The sequence below is a fragment of the Luteitalea pratensis genome, assembly GCF_001618865.1.
Classification (GTDB): Bacteria; Acidobacteriota; Vicinamibacteria; order Vicinamibacterales; family Vicinamibacteraceae; genus Luteitalea; species Luteitalea pratensis.
The window spans coordinates 7,092,253-7,108,881 of record NZ_CP015136.1; the positions used below are offsets into that span (position 1 = coordinate 7,092,253).

At 66.6% G+C, this 16,629-nt stretch carries 17 protein-coding genes; 6 read left to right on the forward strand and 11 right to left on the reverse strand.

Annotated features, from left to right (window positions below; genetic code table 11):
• Positions 1 to 10 precede the first annotated feature (10 nt).
• Complete coding sequence (locus LuPra_RS29815; RefSeq protein WP_110174150.1) at positions 11 to 2,869, forward strand: SpoIIE family protein phosphatase; 2,859 nt, start codon at positions 11 to 13, stop codon at positions 2,867 to 2,869.
• A gap of 428 nt (positions 2,870 to 3,297) precedes the next feature.
• Here the strand turns inward: LuPra_RS29815 and LuPra_RS29820 are convergent, their stop codons facing one another.
• Positions 3,298 to 4,335 carry a FemAB family XrtA/PEP-CTERM system-associated protein gene (locus LuPra_RS29820; protein WP_234800616.1) on the reverse strand — a complete coding sequence of 346 codons (1,038 nt, stop codon included), beginning with the start codon at positions 4,333 to 4,335 and terminating at the stop codon, positions 3,298 to 3,300.
• 235 nt (positions 4,336 to 4,570) lie between these two features.
• On the opposite strand from LuPra_RS29820, the gene LuPra_RS29825 reads away from it, so the two are divergent.
• The 4 genes from LuPra_RS29825 to LuPra_RS29840 are packed head-to-tail and all read left to right on the forward strand — an operon-like array spanning position 4,571 to position 7,986.
• A complete protein-coding gene (locus LuPra_RS29825; RefSeq protein WP_157899853.1) occupies positions 4,571 to 5,038 on the forward strand; it encodes a hypothetical protein in 468 nt (155 codons plus the stop codon).
• 34 nt (positions 5,039 to 5,072) lie between these two features.
• Positions 5,073 to 5,615, forward strand: coding sequence for an RNA polymerase sigma factor (locus LuPra_RS29830; protein ID WP_110174153.1), 543 nt, complete (start codon positions 5,073 to 5,075; stop codon positions 5,613 to 5,615).
• Positions 5,616 to 5,625: 10 nt separating this feature from the next.
• Positions 5,626 to 6,108 (forward strand): hypothetical protein, encoded by a 483-nt coding sequence (locus LuPra_RS29835; protein WP_110174154.1) that lies wholly within the window; start codon positions 5,626 to 5,628, stop codon positions 6,106 to 6,108.
• Between the two features lie 21 nt (positions 6,109 to 6,129).
• Positions 6,130 to 7,986 carry a CocE/NonD family hydrolase gene (locus tag LuPra_RS29840; protein ID WP_110174155.1) on the forward strand — a complete coding sequence of 619 codons (1,857 nt, stop codon included), beginning with the start codon at positions 6,130 to 6,132 and terminating at the stop codon, positions 7,984 to 7,986.
• A 168-nt stretch (positions 7,987 to 8,154) separates the two neighbouring features.
• On the opposite strand, the gene LuPra_RS29845 is transcribed toward LuPra_RS29840, so the two are convergent.
• Positions 8,155 to 9,528, reverse strand: coding sequence for a dipeptidase (locus LuPra_RS29845; protein WP_110174156.1), 1,374 nt, complete (start codon positions 9,526 to 9,528; stop codon positions 8,155 to 8,157).
• Between the two features lie 58 nt (positions 9,529 to 9,586).
• On the reverse strand, positions 9,587 to 10,429 hold the full coding sequence (locus LuPra_RS29850; protein ID WP_162472861.1) for a sulfurtransferase: 843 nt from the start codon (positions 10,427 to 10,429) through the stop codon (positions 9,587 to 9,589).
• 103 nt (positions 10,430 to 10,532) lie between these two features.
• Here LuPra_RS29850 and LuPra_RS29855 point away from each other — a divergent pair, with 103 nt between their 5' ends.
• A complete protein-coding gene (locus LuPra_RS29855; RefSeq protein WP_110174158.1) occupies positions 10,533 to 10,958 on the forward strand; it encodes a winged helix-turn-helix domain-containing protein in 426 nt (141 codons plus the stop codon).
• 79 nt (positions 10,959 to 11,037) lie between these two features.
• Here LuPra_RS29855 and LuPra_RS29860 read toward each other — a convergent pair whose 3' ends face one another.
• From LuPra_RS29860 to LuPra_RS29895, 8 genes are all read right to left on the reverse strand, one after another.
• Positions 11,038 to 11,865 carry a fumarylacetoacetate hydrolase family protein gene (locus LuPra_RS29860; RefSeq protein WP_110174159.1) on the reverse strand — a complete coding sequence of 276 codons (828 nt, stop codon included), beginning with the start codon at positions 11,863 to 11,865 and terminating at the stop codon, positions 11,038 to 11,040.
• Complete coding sequence (locus LuPra_RS29865; protein ID WP_157899854.1) at positions 11,865 to 12,665, reverse strand: MBL fold metallo-hydrolase; 801 nt, start codon at positions 12,663 to 12,665, stop codon at positions 11,865 to 11,867. Before LuPra_RS29865 ends, LuPra_RS29860 begins: the two co-directional genes overlap by 1 nt.
• Positions 12,666 to 12,681: 16 nt before the next feature.
• Positions 12,682 to 12,957, reverse strand: a complete 276-nt coding sequence (locus LuPra_RS29870) for a hypothetical protein (protein WP_110174161.1) — start codon at positions 12,955 to 12,957, stop codon at positions 12,682 to 12,684.
• Positions 12,958 to 13,070: 113 nt separating this feature from the next.
• Positions 13,071 to 13,472: a VOC family protein gene (locus tag LuPra_RS29875; protein ID WP_234800617.1), complete on the reverse strand. Its 402-nt coding sequence runs from the start codon at positions 13,470 to 13,472 to the stop codon at positions 13,071 to 13,073.
• A gap of 69 nt (positions 13,473 to 13,541) precedes the next feature.
• Positions 13,542 to 14,030, reverse strand: coding sequence for an acyl-CoA thioesterase (locus tag LuPra_RS32420; protein ID WP_157899855.1), 489 nt, complete (start codon positions 14,028 to 14,030; stop codon positions 13,542 to 13,544).
• Complete coding sequence (locus tag LuPra_RS29885; protein ID WP_110174162.1) at positions 14,027 to 14,854, reverse strand: FAD-dependent thymidylate synthase; 828 nt, start codon at positions 14,852 to 14,854, stop codon at positions 14,027 to 14,029. Before LuPra_RS29885 ends, LuPra_RS32420 begins: the two co-directional genes overlap by 4 nt.
• Before the next feature lie 2 nt (positions 14,855 to 14,856).
• The gene (gene def / locus LuPra_RS29890; protein ID WP_110174163.1) at positions 14,857 to 15,399 is read right to left on the reverse strand and encodes a peptide deformylase; all 543 of its coding nucleotides are present in this window, start codon (positions 15,397 to 15,399) and stop codon (positions 14,857 to 14,859) included.
• Between the two features lie 124 nt (positions 15,400 to 15,523).
• The gene (locus tag LuPra_RS29895) at positions 15,524 to 16,597 is read right to left on the reverse strand and encodes a class I fructose-bisphosphate aldolase (RefSeq protein ID WP_110174164.1); all 1,074 of its coding nucleotides are present in this window, start codon (positions 16,595 to 16,597) and stop codon (positions 15,524 to 15,526) included.
• Positions 16,598 to 16,629 lie beyond the last annotated feature (32 nt).

Genomic DNA, 16,629 nt, shown 5'->3' on the forward strand with positions numbered 1-16,629 from the left:
TGCGCCCCTGATGACGCCGACGACGACCAGTCGCCCCCGCGCCCTGTTACGTGTAGCCGTCGCTGCGCTCGGGGTGTGGCTGGCCGTGGTCGCGGCCCTGAATCTCTTCATCGTCGGCCGCGCCGCGACCGACGAGAACGTGTTCATCGATCCGCTCTCGTACCTCTACGTCGTCGAGCACGTGGAGGGACAACTGGGCACGCCGCGTTCGCTCGGGCCGCAAGCGCCGTTCGTGCCGCGGCAGGCCGACGCTGGCGACGCCATCGCGCCCGGCGACGTGGTCATGGAGATCGAGGGCGAGCGCCTGCTGGGCCCGGCGGAAGCTCGCGCGCGTGTTGCCGGCAAGCCCACCGTCGAGGTCCTGGTGTTCCGCGCCCGCAAGGACCAGGTCCTTTCGGTTGTCCTGCCGGCGCCGGCGCTCATCGACGCACTCCGATCGATCGACAAGACGGTGCTGGTCGTGCAGGTTACGCCGGGTGGCGCGTCCGATCGCGCGGGCATGCTGCCCGGCGACATCATCACGCGGATCAACGGCGAGGGGTTCTCGGGCGCACTCGATGCCGACCGCATCATGCGGACGTCGCAGGTCGGCCGCGTCAGCGCCTACGACGTGCTCCGCGACGGCGAGTCGGTCACGCTCGAAGTCCGGCTGTCGGCGTTCGGCATCGGCATCGCCGCGCTGATCCTGTTCCTCGTCGGCGGGCTCTACATCGTCAGCGGCACGCTGCTGGCCACGTTCCGCGCGCACATCAAGGCTGCCTACTACCTCGGCCTCGGGTGGATGGGCATGGGATTCACGATCGCGGTGCTGACGCGACCGCGACGCACGCTGCCGACCTGGTACGTGCTCACCTCGGACGTGACCCTGGCGATTTGCGCCACACTCGGCGTCGCGTTCTGGCTGCACTCGATGAAGTACTTCCCGCGGGAGCGTCCGGGGCTGGTGGCGCGCCGATGGGCGATCTTCGGCGCGTACGCCCTTGCGCTGGCGCTCGCGGGGGCGAGCCTCGCGATCACGTGGACGGCGCCGTTCAACATCGACTTCCTGTTCTACCGCGGCACGGTGATCATGCTGGCGTATGCCACGGTCGCGACCATGCGCACGCGGCGGACGTACAGTGCGGAGGATCGGCAGATCTCGCGTGCGACGTCGGCGATGACGGGGATTGCGGTGGGCTTCACCCTCGCCACGGTGGCAGTGTCCCTGCTGGTCCGGCGCCCCAACGCGGCCGGTATCGGGGCGCCGATCATCCAGATCTTCAGGGCGCTGCTCTACCTCGGTGTGCTCGTGGTGCACCTGCTGGTGATCGGCCGCTACCGTCTGCTCGAGCTCGATCTCCGCATCCGCCGCAACGTGCAGTACCTACTGGTCAGCTCCGCGTGGACAACGCTCATCGTCGGCGCCGGCCTGCTGTTCTGGTGGTGGATGATGCACCTGCAGCTGCCGCTGCCCAACATCCGGCTGACGAGCGACGCACTCGAGGTTTTGCCGACGCCAGTCGACGCCTCGCGCCGCGCCGTGATCGAGAAGGGCGTGCTCATCGCCGCAGCCGTCGTCTTCGCGTACGGCTTTCGGGCGCTGCTCAAGCGCGGTCACAGGTTCCTTGCCGAGCAGTACTACCAAGAGGGGTACGACTACCGTCGCGCCACACGTGAGTTCAGCGAGGTCATGGGGCCCCGCATGGACCTCGACGGCCTGGCCGACGGCCTGCTGACGGTCATCGACAGGCTCATGCCCGTCAAGCGTGCCGGCGTGGTGTTCGTGCAGGGCGACCGCCTGGTCAGCTCGAAGCGCTCGATCGGCTTTGACACCAGCGAGTGGGACGTCTTCTGCACGGGATGCGTGGAGGATGCCGTCGGTGTGCTGCGGGCCTCGCGTGGCGCGGAGATGGATACCGAGTACGCACCGCCTCGCCTGCGGCTCGCGCTGCGACGCGCACAGATCCATCATCTCTACCCGATCGGCGGCCACAACGAGTTGCGCGGCGTGGTCTTCATCGGCGAAAAGCTGTCGGAAGCGGCGTACACGGCCGACGATTTCGCATTCCTCGGCGTGATCGCCGGGCAGGCCGCGCTCCTCGTGGAGAACGCGTTCCTCTACGAGAACCTCGCTGCCCAGGAACGAGTACGCCAGGAACTGGCGATCGCCAGGCGCATCCAGCTCGAGTCGCTGCCACAGCGGCCGCCGCGCGTCCAGGGGCTCGAGGTGTATGGCGTGTCGGTGCCGGCGCAGGAGGTCGGTGGCGACTACTTCGACTACCTCGACGGCAACGACGGACACCTGGCCGTGATGATCGGCGACGTCAGTGGCAAGGGCACGTCCGCAGCCCTGTACATGTCGAAGCTCCAAGGAATCGTGCGCTCGCTGCACGGCTTCGATCTGGCGCCAAAGCAGCTGTTCGTGCGGACCAACGACCTGCTCGGCCGCGACATGGAGCGGCGCTCGTTCGTGACCGTACTCGGCGCGTTCTTCGATAGTCGTGCGCGCACGCTGACGGTCGCGCGCGGCGGGCACCTGCCGCTCTACCAGTGGGTGGCCGCGACAGGAGCGGTGCGGCGCTGGCTGCCGCGCGGGCTGGGACTCGGGCTCACCGCCAGCGAGCTCTTCACCAGCGAACTCGAGGAACTGCCCCTCACCTACGCGCAGGGGGACGTCTTCCTTTTCGTCACCGACGGCATCACCGAGGCGCACGGCATGGACCGCGAGGAGTTCGGCGAGGCACGCCTCATCACGCTGTTCACGACGCTGGCCACCACCCGGACGCCGGTCTCCGGCATCGTCAGCGCTGTCAACGCCGCGGCCGCCGAGCATGCGGCCGGGGCACCCCAGGCCGACGACCAGACCGTCATCGCGGTCAGGGCGGTCTAGCGGCTTCGCTGACGGCCGTCGGCCTCCGGTTTTCGCGGTTGGACGTAGCGGTCGACCTTGGTCGACCGTCGTCCGCAGGCGGGAGCGTCGAGCAAGCTCGACGCCTACGGGGCTTCGATGGCGGCCTTCGGCGATGTAGGCGTCGGACTCCAACGATATTCGCGCCTACGGCCTACGGCCTGCAGCCTACCTGAAGCGGATATCGTGACTACCAGTGGCGCAGGTGCCATGGATCACTTGTCCGACGCTCAGTGATGGCGACCGCTTCGTCACGCGGCTTCGCTGACTGGCCGTCGGGCTTCGGGATTCGGACTGGACATCGGACCTTCCGCGTTGCCAATCGGTACGCTGCACCCGGTACCCGGTACCCGGCACCCCACGCGACTGGGACCTCGGCGTTCGACGTTCAGCGTTCGTCCCGATTCGCTTTACGGTATGTTCCCGATGATGAGCGGACCGATGGTGTTGGCGACCGGCACGGGCAGCTTCTTCCAGAGTTCGATGGCCATCGCGAACTTGCCACTGCCGGGACTCTGATCGGGCGGGGCGTCGCGCGAGATGAGCGCGTACTCCCAGTGCAACGGGACGGGTTCGGCCTTCCACTGCTTCTTGAAGTGGAACGTGCCTTCGCCCGGCGTCGATCGGCCGAAGTCGAAGACGCGTCCCCCTCCGGCGATCACCTCGCGCAGCATGTGCCAGTAGAGCAACATGTTGGGATTCATGGTCCGCACCTCGCGCAGCGACGACGCCCACGGCACTTCGACACGGTTCCGGTGGGCGATCGTCATCGATGCGGCCACGGGCCTGCCCTGGTGTCGCACGACGTGCAGGCGCGCCGCTGGCCCGCAGGCCTTCAGGACGGCAGCGAAGAACCGGGTCGGGTACACCGGCGTCCCGAGGTCGCGCATGTTGACGCTGAAGACGGCATAGAAGGCGTCGAGCAGTTCGCTGCCGCCCGACTCGCTGGTCAGCTCGCTCTTCTCCGCCTTGCGAACCATGTTGCGGACCTTGTTGTCGAGCGCGGTCCATTGCGCGTCCGCGGTCTCCTGCAGGCGCAGCAGCATGGTCACCTTGTGCTGGCGCACCGGTGAGTCGGGCACCTGCCGATCGACGTGGCGCAGTTCGACGTGCGCGGCGCCGCGTTCGCGCGCGAGGCGTGCGGCCTCGGCCAGCAACGGCGCCGCCGCGTCCGGCGTGGTGGCGAGTACGCCGCCGTAGTTCACGAAGGGCAGCGAGCAGAAGAATTGCCCGAACAGCCGGCTCCTGAACGACACGACCGGCAGCACGCCGACGACGCGGCCACCGTCGCGGGCTGCCAGGTAGATCGGCTCGTGGCCGAACACCGGACCGAACACGTCACGCCAGTCCCACGCGTGGTACGCGGTGGCGTCGGGATGCGTCGCGACGAAGGCGTCCCAATCGGCGCGGCTGGATTCGACAGTGACGGCCAGGGGCATGGTGGTCATGCGGGCGCGAGCCCGGAGGAACCGCGGATCCCTGTGACGACGGCGTGGCCCTGGATACGTGCAAGGATGTCGATCATGCTCCTCCCGAGCAACCTCTTAGGCTAGCAGACGGCCCAGGCACCGACTAACCCGGCACGTCTTCGTTAACCAATCGGCCCGGCCGGCGTTGACCACGACAGAAGCCGGGAAAGGGCAGCCGCACGGCGCGGGCCCCGCCGGCCAGGGTGAATCGCACATGAAGGAAATGATTCCCATCATCGGCATTCTCACGGTGTTCGGCTCGGTCAGCTTCTTGACCTGGGTCATCGTCGACGCGCTGCGGCGCAAGGCGCAGCTGCGGGTGATGTCGGATTTCCACAACAAGCTCCTGGATCGCATCAACAACGGCAAGGAACTGGCCGAGTTCATGGACAGTCCGGGCGGTACGAAGTTCATCGACTCGATCAGCACGGAACGCACGCACCCGGCGCAGCGCATCCTGCGCGCCGTCCAGGTCGGCATCGTGCTCTGCGCGGCGGGTATCGGCTGCCGCGTGGTGGGATGGCAGAGCACGATCATCGAGCGCGAGGCCGCGGAGGGCTTCGTGATCCTGGGAATCATGCTGCTGAGCATTGGAATCGGCTACCTGGTGTCCGCCGCCGCATCGTTCGGACTGGGCCGCAGCCTCGGGGTCTACTCGACGCCCGGGGAGTCGGCGAGATAGGTCACCCCTTCGTACCGAACTCGAGTGACCTGCCGTGCGCGTCATTCCTGCCGCCGTGCTGTCAGCGGGCGTTCGCGTGGCTGAAGCCGTCGCGCCGCTCGCCCTCGACGAGGCCGAGTTCCGCGCATTCCATGCGCGGACGGCGCGGAGCCTTGCGGCCTACCTGCGTCGCAGCCTGCCGGCCGAGGACGTCGAGGACGCGGTGCAGGAGGCGTACCTCCGGTTGCTGCGGACGCCGCACGCGAGCCTGCCGATCGACGAACGGCGTGCCTATCTGTACCGGATCGCCGCCAACCTGGTGAACGACGCGTGGCGAGCCCGCAAGAAGGCACCAACGGCAGGTCTGGACCCCGACGCACTGCCGGGACGGTCGTCACACCCGGCCGCCGGCGTCGACATGACACGCGCGATGGGCCGCCTGCGGGTCCAGGAACGAACGATGCTGTGGCTCGCGTACGTGGAGCAGGCAAGCCACCGCGAGATTGCCTCGGCCCTGTCGATCAAGGAAGGCAGCGTGCGCGTGCTGCTCTCCCGGGCGCGTCAGAAGCTGGCCGTTGCGCTCGGCATTCGCCGTTGAGGAGGAAGTGATGACCGACGACCTGTGCCCACGCGAAGCCGAGGTGCTGAGAGCTGGCGAATCCGGCGAATGGACGCCGGAGCTGAAGGCCCATCTGGTGACCTGCGCCGCATGTCGTGAGGTCCAGGCCGTGACGCAGGTCCTGCGAGCGGCCGTAGACGACGAGCCGGCTTCTGTCGGAGCGCCTGCCGAGGACATCTGGTGGCGCGCGCAGTGGCAGGCCCGGCAGGAGATGAGGGCGAGTGCCATGCGCCCTCTGGACACCCTCGAGCGGGCCGAGCCCCTCGTGGCGCTGGTGGCCGCGGCAACGCTGCTGGTCCTCCGCGGGGATGCGATGGCTTCGAGGCTGGTGGCCTGGGCCACGAGCGATGCCGCCGGCCAGGCCATGCAGGCGCTGATGCCGCCGGCGCTGTTGCCCGTGCTGATGCTGGGCGCACTCCTTGGCGGCCTCGTGCTGCTCGTGGGACTCGGCGCCGTCGTGGCCAACGACTGAGGCAGGCGGTACGATCGCGGGATGCGCCGGTCCGTTCCGCACGTCCTCCTGGCCTCGCTCGTTGCGACGCTCTGCTCGCTCACGCTGCTCGTGCAGGCCCAGGCGCCCGCGGTCGCCCCGTCCCGCACCGCCCGCGACACGCACGTCAAGGCCGAGCACCTCGTCGCGATGCGCGACGGGACCAGGCTGCACACCGCCGTCTATGCACCTAAGACGTGTACACCTGGAGGCGCGCCGATCCTGCTGGAGCGGACACCGTACAGCGCGAGTCCCTACGGACCCGACACCTACCGCCAGATGGTCGGACCGTCACGCGCGTTCGCCGACGAACCGTGGATCGTGGCCTATCAGGACGTTCGCGGGCGGTACATGTCGGAAGGCGAATGGGAGGAGGTCCGTCCGTACAAGCCAGGCAAGCGCGGAACGGAATGGGACGAATCCTCTGACGCCTACGACACCATCGACTGGCTGGTGAAGAACGTGCCGTGCAACAACGGAAACGTCGGGATGTGGGGCATCTCGTATCCCGGTTTCTACGTGCTCGCGGCGCTGATCGACGCGCATCCAGCGCTCAAGGCAGTCTCCCCACAAGCGCCGGTCACCGACTACTACCTGAACGACGACTCGTACCACAACGGCGCTTTCCTGCTGGCGCACAACTTCTCGTTCTACGTGGACTTCCCGCCGCGCGGCCGGCAGCCGCGGCGTCCGCAGCGCGACACCGAGTTCAACTACGGCACGAGGGACGGCTACCGCTTCTACCTGGACGGCGGATCGCTGATGGAAATGAGCCGGAAGTACGGGCTGGACAAGAACCCGTACTGGATGATGAACCACGACCACACGGCGTACGACGACTTCTGGAAGGCCCGTTCGATCTGGCGGCACTTCAAGAACGTGACCCCGGCAGTGCTGGTTGTCGGCGGCTGGTACGACGCAGAGGACCTGAACGGCGCGCTCCGCACGTTCCGCGTGCTGCGCGAGCAGAGCCCGAACACCGAGAGTCATCTCGCGATGGGGCCGTGGACGCACGGCGGGTGGGCTCGCAGCGACGGCGCAAGGACGGGCGCGATGGAGTTCGGGCAACCGACGTCCCTGCACTACCGGACCGAAATAGAACAGCGCTTCTTCGCTCGCCTGCTCCATGGTGGGGCGGCGCCTTCTGTCCCCGGCGTGTCCATCTTCGAAACAGGAACGAACCGCTGGCTCACCGCCGACACGTGGCCGCCGAAGGCCGTGCCACGTGCTTACTATTTTGGCGGCGAGGGCACGCTGTCGGCGACTGCGCCCACCGCGCAGGAGGCGCTCGACGAGTACGTGAGTGACCCGGCCAACCCGGTCCCACTTGTCGGCGTCGAGGCCATCGGCATGCCGCGCGACTACATGGCATCGGACCAGTCGTTCGCCGCGCGGCGCCCGGACGTGCGCGTGTACCGCGGTCCCGAGCTCACCGAGGACGTCACCGTGCGTGGTTCCATCGGCGTCGACCTGCACGTGTCGACGACCGGGACCGATTCGGACTTCATCGTGAAGGTGCTGGATGAAGTCACCGAAGGCGGCCAGGCCGGCAAGCAGATTCTCGTGCGCGGCGAGCCTTTCCGCGGCAAGTACCGGAAGTCGTTCGAGAAGCCGGTGCCCTTCACGCCAGGCGAGCCGGACGAGATCCGCTTCGAACTCGCGGACGTGGCCCACACCTTTCGCAAGGGCCACCGCATCGTGGTGCACGTCCAGAGCACGTGGCTGCCGTTGGTCGACCGCAATCCACAGACGTTCACCGACATCCCGAACGCGAAGCCCTCGGACTTCGTCAAGGCCACGCAGCGCGTATACCGGAGTGCCGCGCGGCCTTCACACATCACGCTCCCGTGGGTGAGGTAGGGACCGCTCTCCGAGCGGTCCATCTCCTGTGCTCTCTTCGAGCGGTCCATCGCCACTCCATCGCAGTTCACAAGAGGCAAGACGCAGCGAAGGCGATGGACGCCTCGGAGGGACGATGGACGCCTCGGAGAGGCGTCCCTACCACTATTCGACGTGTCGCGTGTGACGTCAGCGCGCGACCCGCGACAACTCGTCGTACAGGTACGCGGCGGCGAGCACGCCGTTGTGGAAGTTGCCAAGATCCAGCCACTCGTTGGGCGCGTGCGCGTTCTCGCCAGGCAGGCCGATGCCGAAAAGCACGCTCGGCAGGCCGAGCACCTCCTGGAACGTGGACACGACGGGGATCGATCCTCCCTCGCGCACGAACACCGGCTTGCGTCCGAAGCCCTTCTCGATCGCCCGGCCCGCCGCCTGCACCCAGTCGTTGTCGAACCCCGTCGTCCATGGCTTGCCGCCGTGCATGTGGGTGACGGTCACTTCCACCGACTTGGGCGCGAGCTTCTTCATGTAGTCCTCGAAGAGCTTGCCGATCGTCTGCGGATCCTGGTTCGGCACGAGGCGCATGCTGACCTTGGCCATGGCCCTGGCCGGAATCACGGTCTTCGCGCCCTCGCCGGTGAAGCCGGCCAGCAGGCCGTTGATCTCGAACGTCGGACGCGCCCATTTGCGCTCGAGCGTCGAGTAGCCGCTTTCGCCGAAGGGCTTTGGCAGCCCGATCTCGCGGGCCCACCGCTTCTCGTTGAACGGCAACCGCGAGAACTCCTTCTTCTCCGCTTCGGTGACGTCCACGACCGCGTCGTAGAAACCGGGGATCTTGATGCGCCCGCCCTTGTCCTTCATCTGCGCCAGCATCTGCGTCAGCACGATCGCGGGGTTGGCCACGGCGCCGCCATACGAGCCGGAGTGCAGGTCGGTGCTGCTGCCGCGCACGTCGACCTGGAAGTAGGCGAGGCCGCGCAGCCCGTAGCAGATCGACGGCACGTCACGATCGAACATCGGCGAGTCCGAGATCACGACGACGTCGGCCTTCAGGAGATCCTTGTTGGCAGCGATGAAGTTGTCCAGATTCACGCTGCCGACTTCCTCCTCGCCCTCGAGCATCACCTTGACGTTGATCGGCAACGCCCCGGCTTGTGCCAGCGTCGCCTCGATGGCCTTGAGGTGCATGAAGATCTGTCCCTTGTCGTCGGCCGAGCCGCGCGCGTAAATCGCGCCCTCGCGGACAGTGGCCTCGAACGGCGGCGTCTCCCACAGGTCCAGCGGGTCGACCGGCTGCACGTCGTAATGCCCGTAGAACAGCATTGTCGGCGCGCCTGGAGCGCCGAGCCACTCGCCGTATACGATCGGATGACCGGGCGTCTCGTGCAGCGCGACGTTGTTCAGGCCGATGCGCTGCAATTCGGCGACGCACCACTCGCCGCAGCGACGCACGTCGGGCGCGTGGTCGGGCAGCGCGCTGATGCTGGGGATCGCAAGGAACCCCTTCAGTTGCTGGATGTAGTCGTCGCGGTGCGTCTGGATGTGGTCGAGGATCTTGTTCATTGATCGGCCTTCGTCATTCGGCCATCGGCCTTCGGGCCCTGGCGTTGAGCGTCAAGCGTTAGGCGTTAGGCATTAGCGTTATTGGCAGCTCGAGCCGATCGCCCCATTCCTTCCACGAGCCGACGTAGTTGCGCACGCGCGGGTAGCCGAGCAGGCGCAGCGCCAGGTAGCCATGTGCAGCGCGGTAGCCGCCCTGGCAATAGGTCAGCACTTCCTTGTCCGGCGTCACGCCGGCGGCCGTGTACATCTCGCGCAGTTGGTCGGCGCGCTTGAACGACCCGTCGGGGCGCAGGTTCGTCGTCCACTCGACATGGACCGCACCAGGAATGCAGCCGCCGCGGGCAGCACGCACGGTGGTGCCGCGGTACTCACCGTCGGAGCGCGTATCGAGGATGACGGCATCACTCTTGTCGAGCCGATCCAGGACATCCCGGTAGGTGCCAAGGCGATCCTCGGTCGCAGCGCCCGTCCACGACGTGGACGTGGGCACAACCGGGTCGGTGCTGATCGGGTGGCCTTCGGCCTGCCACGCGCCGAAGCCGCCGTCCAGCAGGCGCGTGTGCTCATGGCCGAAGTACTCGAGCGCCCAGAACGCGCGTGCGGCTCGCATGCCCGACTTCTCGTCGTAGACCACGACGTGTCGCGATGCGTCCACGCCACGCGAAGCCAGCAGGTGCTCCAGAATCCACAGGAAGGCCCGCAACGGCGCCGGATCGGTATCGATCAGGCTGATGCCGAACAGGTCGAGATGCACCGCGCCCGGCAGGTGTCCGGCCGCGTATTCCTCGGCCGGCCTGAGGTCGAGCAGCAGCGGCGTGTCGGCGCTCGCGAGCGCATTCGCGAGTTCGGACGGGGTCGCGAGCAACTGGGGATTGGCATAGCCCTCGGGGTCGTTTGCCATGGCCGCCATTGTACGGGGCTGCCGGGGTGCCGGGGCCAATTGGCTTGAGGCGGGAGAAGGCCGGGCGTAGGATGCACGTGGCGGCCCTTTCCGCCAGGTGCCCATGACTGAACGCCTACGGACGCAGGACGATGTGCCTGTCGGCCGTCTGCGAGGCTTTCGACCGCGTGTCCGGTCGATCGATTCGCATGCGGACCCGTCGTCTCCACTGAACCTCGACAAGCTGATCCACGAGCGACTGCGTCTCGCGATCGTCAGCTCTCTGGCCGTGCAGGACAAGCTGTCGTTCAACGACCTGAAGACATTGCTGCGCACGACCGACGGCAACCTGAGCGTGCACGCGCGCAAGCTGGAGGATGCGGGCTACATCAGCTGTACCAAGACGTTCGAAGGTCGCCTCCCTCGCAGCGAGTACTCGCTCACACGCGCCGGTCGCGTCGCCCTCGATCGCTACCTTGGCCACATGGAGGCGTTGATCACAGTCACGCGCGCCGGCAGTGCCAAGCACATCGAGGAAGCGACGACGTGATGCCTGATGCCTGATGCCTCATGCCTCATGCCTCATGCCTGATGCAATGCGCAGCATTCGGCATCGCGGCATCGCGGCATTACCCAACCGTGTTGGTTAGCGTGCCAATGCCATCGATGGCGATCGCCACCTCGTCTCCGCTTGCGAGCGTGAAGGCGTCTGGCGGCACGATCCCGGTTCCCGTGAAGAGATAGCAGCCGACGGGAAAGGTGGACTCGCGACACAGCCAGTCGGCGAGCTCGTCGAAGCCTCGCTTGATCTGGCCGGTGGTCGTCTCCCCCTCGAATGCGAGCTGGCCACCACGCATGATGCTCAGGCGAATCGCCGTCGTCGCCGGCAGGGCATCCTCCGTGAAGAGCACGGCCGGCCCGATCGAGCAACTGCCGTCGTAGACCTTTGCCTGCGGCAGGTACAGCGGGTTCTCGCCCTCGATGTCGCGCGCGCTCATGTCGTTGCCGATCGTGTATCCGACCACGGCACCGGCCGCATTGATCACCAGTACCAGTTCCGGTTCGGGGACCGACCAGTGCGAGTCCCGACGTACGCGCACGACTCCGCCCGGCGCCACGACGCGTGGTGCGGTGGACTTGAAGAACAGCTCGGGGCGATCGGCCTCGTACACGCGGTCGTAGAACGTCGAGCCTCCGCTCTCCCGCGCTTCGTCCATCCGCGCATCCCGGCTGCGGTAGTACGTCACGCCGGCGGCCCACACGTCCTGCGATCCGATGGGCGCCAGCAGCACCTGCGGTATGGCGCCGTCCACCTCCTGCGCCGTGCCGGCATGCGCCGACAGTCGCGCGAGCGGCGCCCGATCCTGCAGGAGTTCGTCCCACGTGAGGTCGGCGAGGCGCAGCGAACGGCCTCCCGTGACGAGGACGAGACCAATGTCGGTGCAATAGAGCAGCATCAGGTACTCCGGAGGCGCCAGGCCTCGCCCGCGGACTCGACGCGACCATCCTCGGCGAGCTTGCGGAGGTGCGCGATCACGTTCTGCCGCGCGGCGGGCTTCAGCGCGTCGGCGGTGGCAGCATACAGCCGGTCGACGATGGCGTCGGCGGTGTCGATGCCGGCGGCCAGGCATTCGAGCACCTGTTGCTCCCGCGCCAGGCGGTGGGACAGGTAACCGCGGAGCAGAGAGGCCGGCTGCAGAATCGGATCGCCGTGGCTCGGGAGGATCACCCGCGGCTGCAGTTCGAGCACCGCCCGCAACGACTGCAGGTACTCTCGCAGGCTCCCGCCGTAGTCGGCTGGAATGGCAACCGTGGATCCGTTGATCGCCAGGTCGCCTCCGATCAACGTGCCGCCGTGCACGTCGAACAGGCACGAGTGGTCCGGCGCATGCCCCGGCGTGTGGAGCACCCACAACTCGCTATCGCCGGCAGCGAGCATCGGCTCCTTCTCGATCACCTGCCAGTCGATGCCGTCCTCTTGCGGCAGCGGCGCACGCTTGCGGAACACGGTGGCCGGCCACCGCGCATGCACGGCGACCGCACCGTCGATGTGGTCGGGATGGGCATGCGTCACGATGACCTGCGCAAGGGGGCCGTCACCCGCCGCATTCAGCGCAGCCTCGAGTTCGTCAAGGAACGCTGCGTCGGACGTCGGCGCGTCCACCAGCGTCGGCACCTCGCCGTGCAGCAGGTAGGCATGCACCGAGCCACGCGAGTACGCCGAGTCGTGCGCGGCCGTCAGGCGCGTGTATCGCATGGGGAACAGCACAATTTCAGAATTGCAGGAATTTCACAATCTCCGCGCCACCGCCAACCGTCGCTTGCTGCGGTGATGGTGAAATTCTGAACTGCTGAAATTCTGGGAGTGCCTCGGCGCTGAGGAGAAAGCTGAGGGCGCCGGGCACTGTAAGGAGGAAGACTACGAGGAAGAACTTGACCAGGCGGGCCTGAAACTGCGAAGGCTCACCGTCCCTTTCGGAAGAGGTCGCTTCCAAGAGGGTTTGAAGGTTTTTGAACGGATGCCCGTCGACCCTCAGCTTGAGACGCATTATGTGAAATCTTTCACAAAGCCGTCAAGCGAAAAAGTGCGTTATCACATGCACTCTCCGTAAGTAGCTCTCTTGAAAAGAGTTGCAGACTATTCACTGCAGTCGTCGAAGACTCAGGGCTGCGTCGCGCTGGGTTCTGCCGGCTGGAAAAGCGCACAGACCGCCCCTGCCGGATCCCGGATTACCGCGAACTGCCCGGCCCCCATGTCGGTCGGCTCGCGCAGCAGCTCGCCGCCGCGGCCGACCGCCTCGTCGACCGCAAACTGCAGGTCCATCACGATGAAGTAGACCAGCCACTGCGCCGGCAGTCCCTCGTTGACGCCGCGAGCGTGGCAGATGCCCGTGACGTCGCGACCCTCGAGGTTGGTCATCGCGAAGTCGGCGTAGCCGCCGTCCATGTCTACCTCGCGATAGTCCCAGCCGACGACGGCCCGGTAGAAGTCGCGTACCTCGGTGGCGTTCTCGACGGTGAGGTCGACCCACCCTACGTGTCCGGGCTGAATGTCGTCTGGCAAGGGCGTCTCTCTAAGGTAGGCGCCGGACTTGTCCGACGCGCGGCGGCGACCGCCGGACAAGTCCGGCGGCTACGTGTTGGCGTTCGGCGTTGTGCGTTCGTCGTTTGACGTGGTCTGTTCGGCGTTCGGCGTTCGACGTTCGGCGTTCGTCAGCGGAATCCCCTCGTATGCGGCGATGCGGTCTCGGAACGCGTCCGGGATCAGCGCCGGCTTCTGCGACGCGTAATCGAAGAACACCTGGGCGGATCGGCCCGTCGCCATCACCGCGTCGCCACGCAGCACTTCGTAGGCGGCCCAGAAGCTCGTCCTGCGCAGCTCGGTCACGGCGGCGCGAATCGTCAGCACGTCGCCCGGATACGCCTGTCCGCGGAAGTCCACGCTGGCGTGCACGATGGCCATGCCCGTGAACGGCACGTCGGGCACGACCGCCTTCCAGTAATCGATGCGCGCTTCCTCGAAGTACGAGAGGTAGCTGGCGTTGTTGACGTGCCCGAAGGCATCGCAATCACCCCAGCGGACGCGAATCGTCGTCGCGAACTTGAAAGCGTGGCTGCTCACGCGGGTGCGACTTCGCTCATGACGAGGACCCTGGCCTGCTCCATCTGGTGACGATACGCCTGCCAGCCGGTGAAGTTGTTGAACCGCGCCTCGCCCGACGCCGCCACGGCGACGTGCTCAAACGGCGACCAATGGCCGGCGTCGAGCAAACGCTGGTGCAGGACCTTGTCGGCGGCGATGTCGCGGGTACCGACATGCGTGAGATAGCTCACACGCGCGCACCGCGCCACCGACACCTGCTTGCGCTCCTCGATCGACAAATCGCCATCGTCGACGCCCACGAACGGCAGGTGCCATTCACCGGTCTCGCGGGGCTCTGGCGTGGACGCCTCGTACGCGGCACGCATCAGGTCGGCCAGCCGCTTGATCTCCGGCTGGGCGTCCGGGTGACAGCGAAGCGTGAAGAAGTTGTCGTAGGTCGTCGCCGACACGATCACGCTCGCCCACATCCACGGCTCGAGGACGCGATTGACGATCTGCTTGTGTACACCGGTCGTGCGGAGCTGTTCGGCGTGCGCCAGGGCGGCGTCGCGCGCGCCCAGCCACGCCGCCTCCGCAGCTCGCGCGGCATCGGCATCAAGCACCTCGTGCGCCTGCATGCCGGACTGATTGCGGCCCCATTCGACGGGGAGGACCGGATCCTCGCGCAATTGCTGCATCAGCCTCGTCGTCGGGATCGCCCGCGAACTCGACGCATTGCGCGAGAACATCCGGTGGGTGTTGAACTCCGACAGGACGAACCGCGGGAACCGGAGCACGAACGTGATGAGGCGCTGCCCGGTGGGGTTGACGCTGTCGAGCAGGACCTCGGCGTGATAGGGCACGGTTACGCGTCCTCCTCTTCGTCGTCCTTGGCACTGCGGTGGTAGCGCGAGTACTCGTCGAGGTAGGTGAGCGTATCGAACTTCGCCATCCGGTCGAAGAACAGCACCCCGTCCAGGTGGTCGGTCTCGTGCTGGACGACGCGCGCCGGGAAATCCTTGAGTTCGAGTTGGAACGGCTTGCCCTTGCGGTCGAGCGCCTCGATGCGGACGTGCGTGAAACGAGGCACGCGGCCGCGGATGTCGGGAATGCTCAGGCAACCTTCCCAGTCGTCCGCCTTGGTCTCCGACAGCGGCGTGATCACCGGGTTGACGAACGGAATCACCCTCAGCTTGCCCTGGCCATCGTCGATGCCAGCCACGAAGACACGGACGCCCTCGTGTACCTGCGGGGCGGCAAGGCCGATGCCCTCGTACTCGAGCATCGTGTCCATCATGTCGTCGATGAACTTCTGCATCACCGCCGCACGCACCTCTGACGGATCGAGGGCACGCGCGCGGCTGCGCAACACCGGGTGGCCCATGCGGGCGACTTTGAGAATGGACATATCGAGGTTGGGGTAAGGCCCGCTCTCCGAGCGGGCCATCTCCTCACCGTAAGGGCCACATCCCTCTCGGTGACGGACGGCTCGGAGAGCCGTCCCTACCAACGGAGGCGTGATCCGTCAGTCGTTACGCAATCGTGATCGATTTGTCCAGGTAGACGTCCTGGAGCGCGTTGAGCAACTTGACGCCGTCGGCAAACGGCCGCTGGAAGGCGCGACGCCCGAGGATCAGGCCCATGCCGCCGGCGCGCTTGTTGACCACCGCCGTACGGACCGACTCTGCGAAGTCGTTGGACGTGCTCGCTCCCCCTGAGTTGATCAGGCCGATGCGGCCCATGTAGCAGTTCGCGAGCTGGTAGCGCGTCATCTCGATCGGGTGGTCGCCCGGGATGAGGTCGCTGTACACCAGAGGGTGCGTCTTGCCGAACTTGAGCGCCGTATAGCCGCCGTTGTTCTCCGGCATCTTCTGCTTGATGATGTCGGCCCCGATCGTCACGCCGAGGTGGTTGGCCTGGCCCGAGAGGTCGGCCGAGACGTGGTAGTCGACGTCCTTGGTCTTGAACGCGGGGTTGCGCGTGTAGCACCAGAGCACCGTCAGCATCCCGAGTTCGTGGGCGCGCGCGAATGCGGCGCTCACTTCCTGGATCTGCCGCGTCGATTCCTCCGAACCGAAGTAGACGGTAGCGCCGACGGCGATCGCGCCCATCTCGAAGGCCTGCTCGACCGACGCGAACATCACCTGGTCGTAACGATTGGGGTAGCTCAGGAACTCGTTGTGGTTCAACTTCACCATGAACGGGATCTTGTGCGCCCACTTGCGCGCCACCGATCCGAGCACGCCAAGCGTCGACGTCACGCAGTTGCAACCGCCTTCGTAGGCGAGCCTGACGATGTTCTCGGGGTCGAAGTAGACGGGGTTGATCGCGAAGCTCGACCCGGCCGAGTGCTCGACGCCCTGGTCCACCGGGAAGATCGACAGATAGCCGGTGCCAGCCAGGCGGCCCGACCCGAGGATGTGCGCGTAGTTACGCAGGACACTCGGCGAGCGATCACTGTGCGCGAAGACCCGGTCGATGTAATCGGGACCCGGCAGGTGCAGCGTGTCCTTCGAGAAGCCCTTCGCCTCATAGGTGAGGAGGGCTTCGGCTTCGGCGCCAAGCAGCGCGTGGATCTCGGACGTGGGCATGGAGGTGGCGGTCATGAATGTTCCTGAAACGTGAAAAAGCGCGGGCC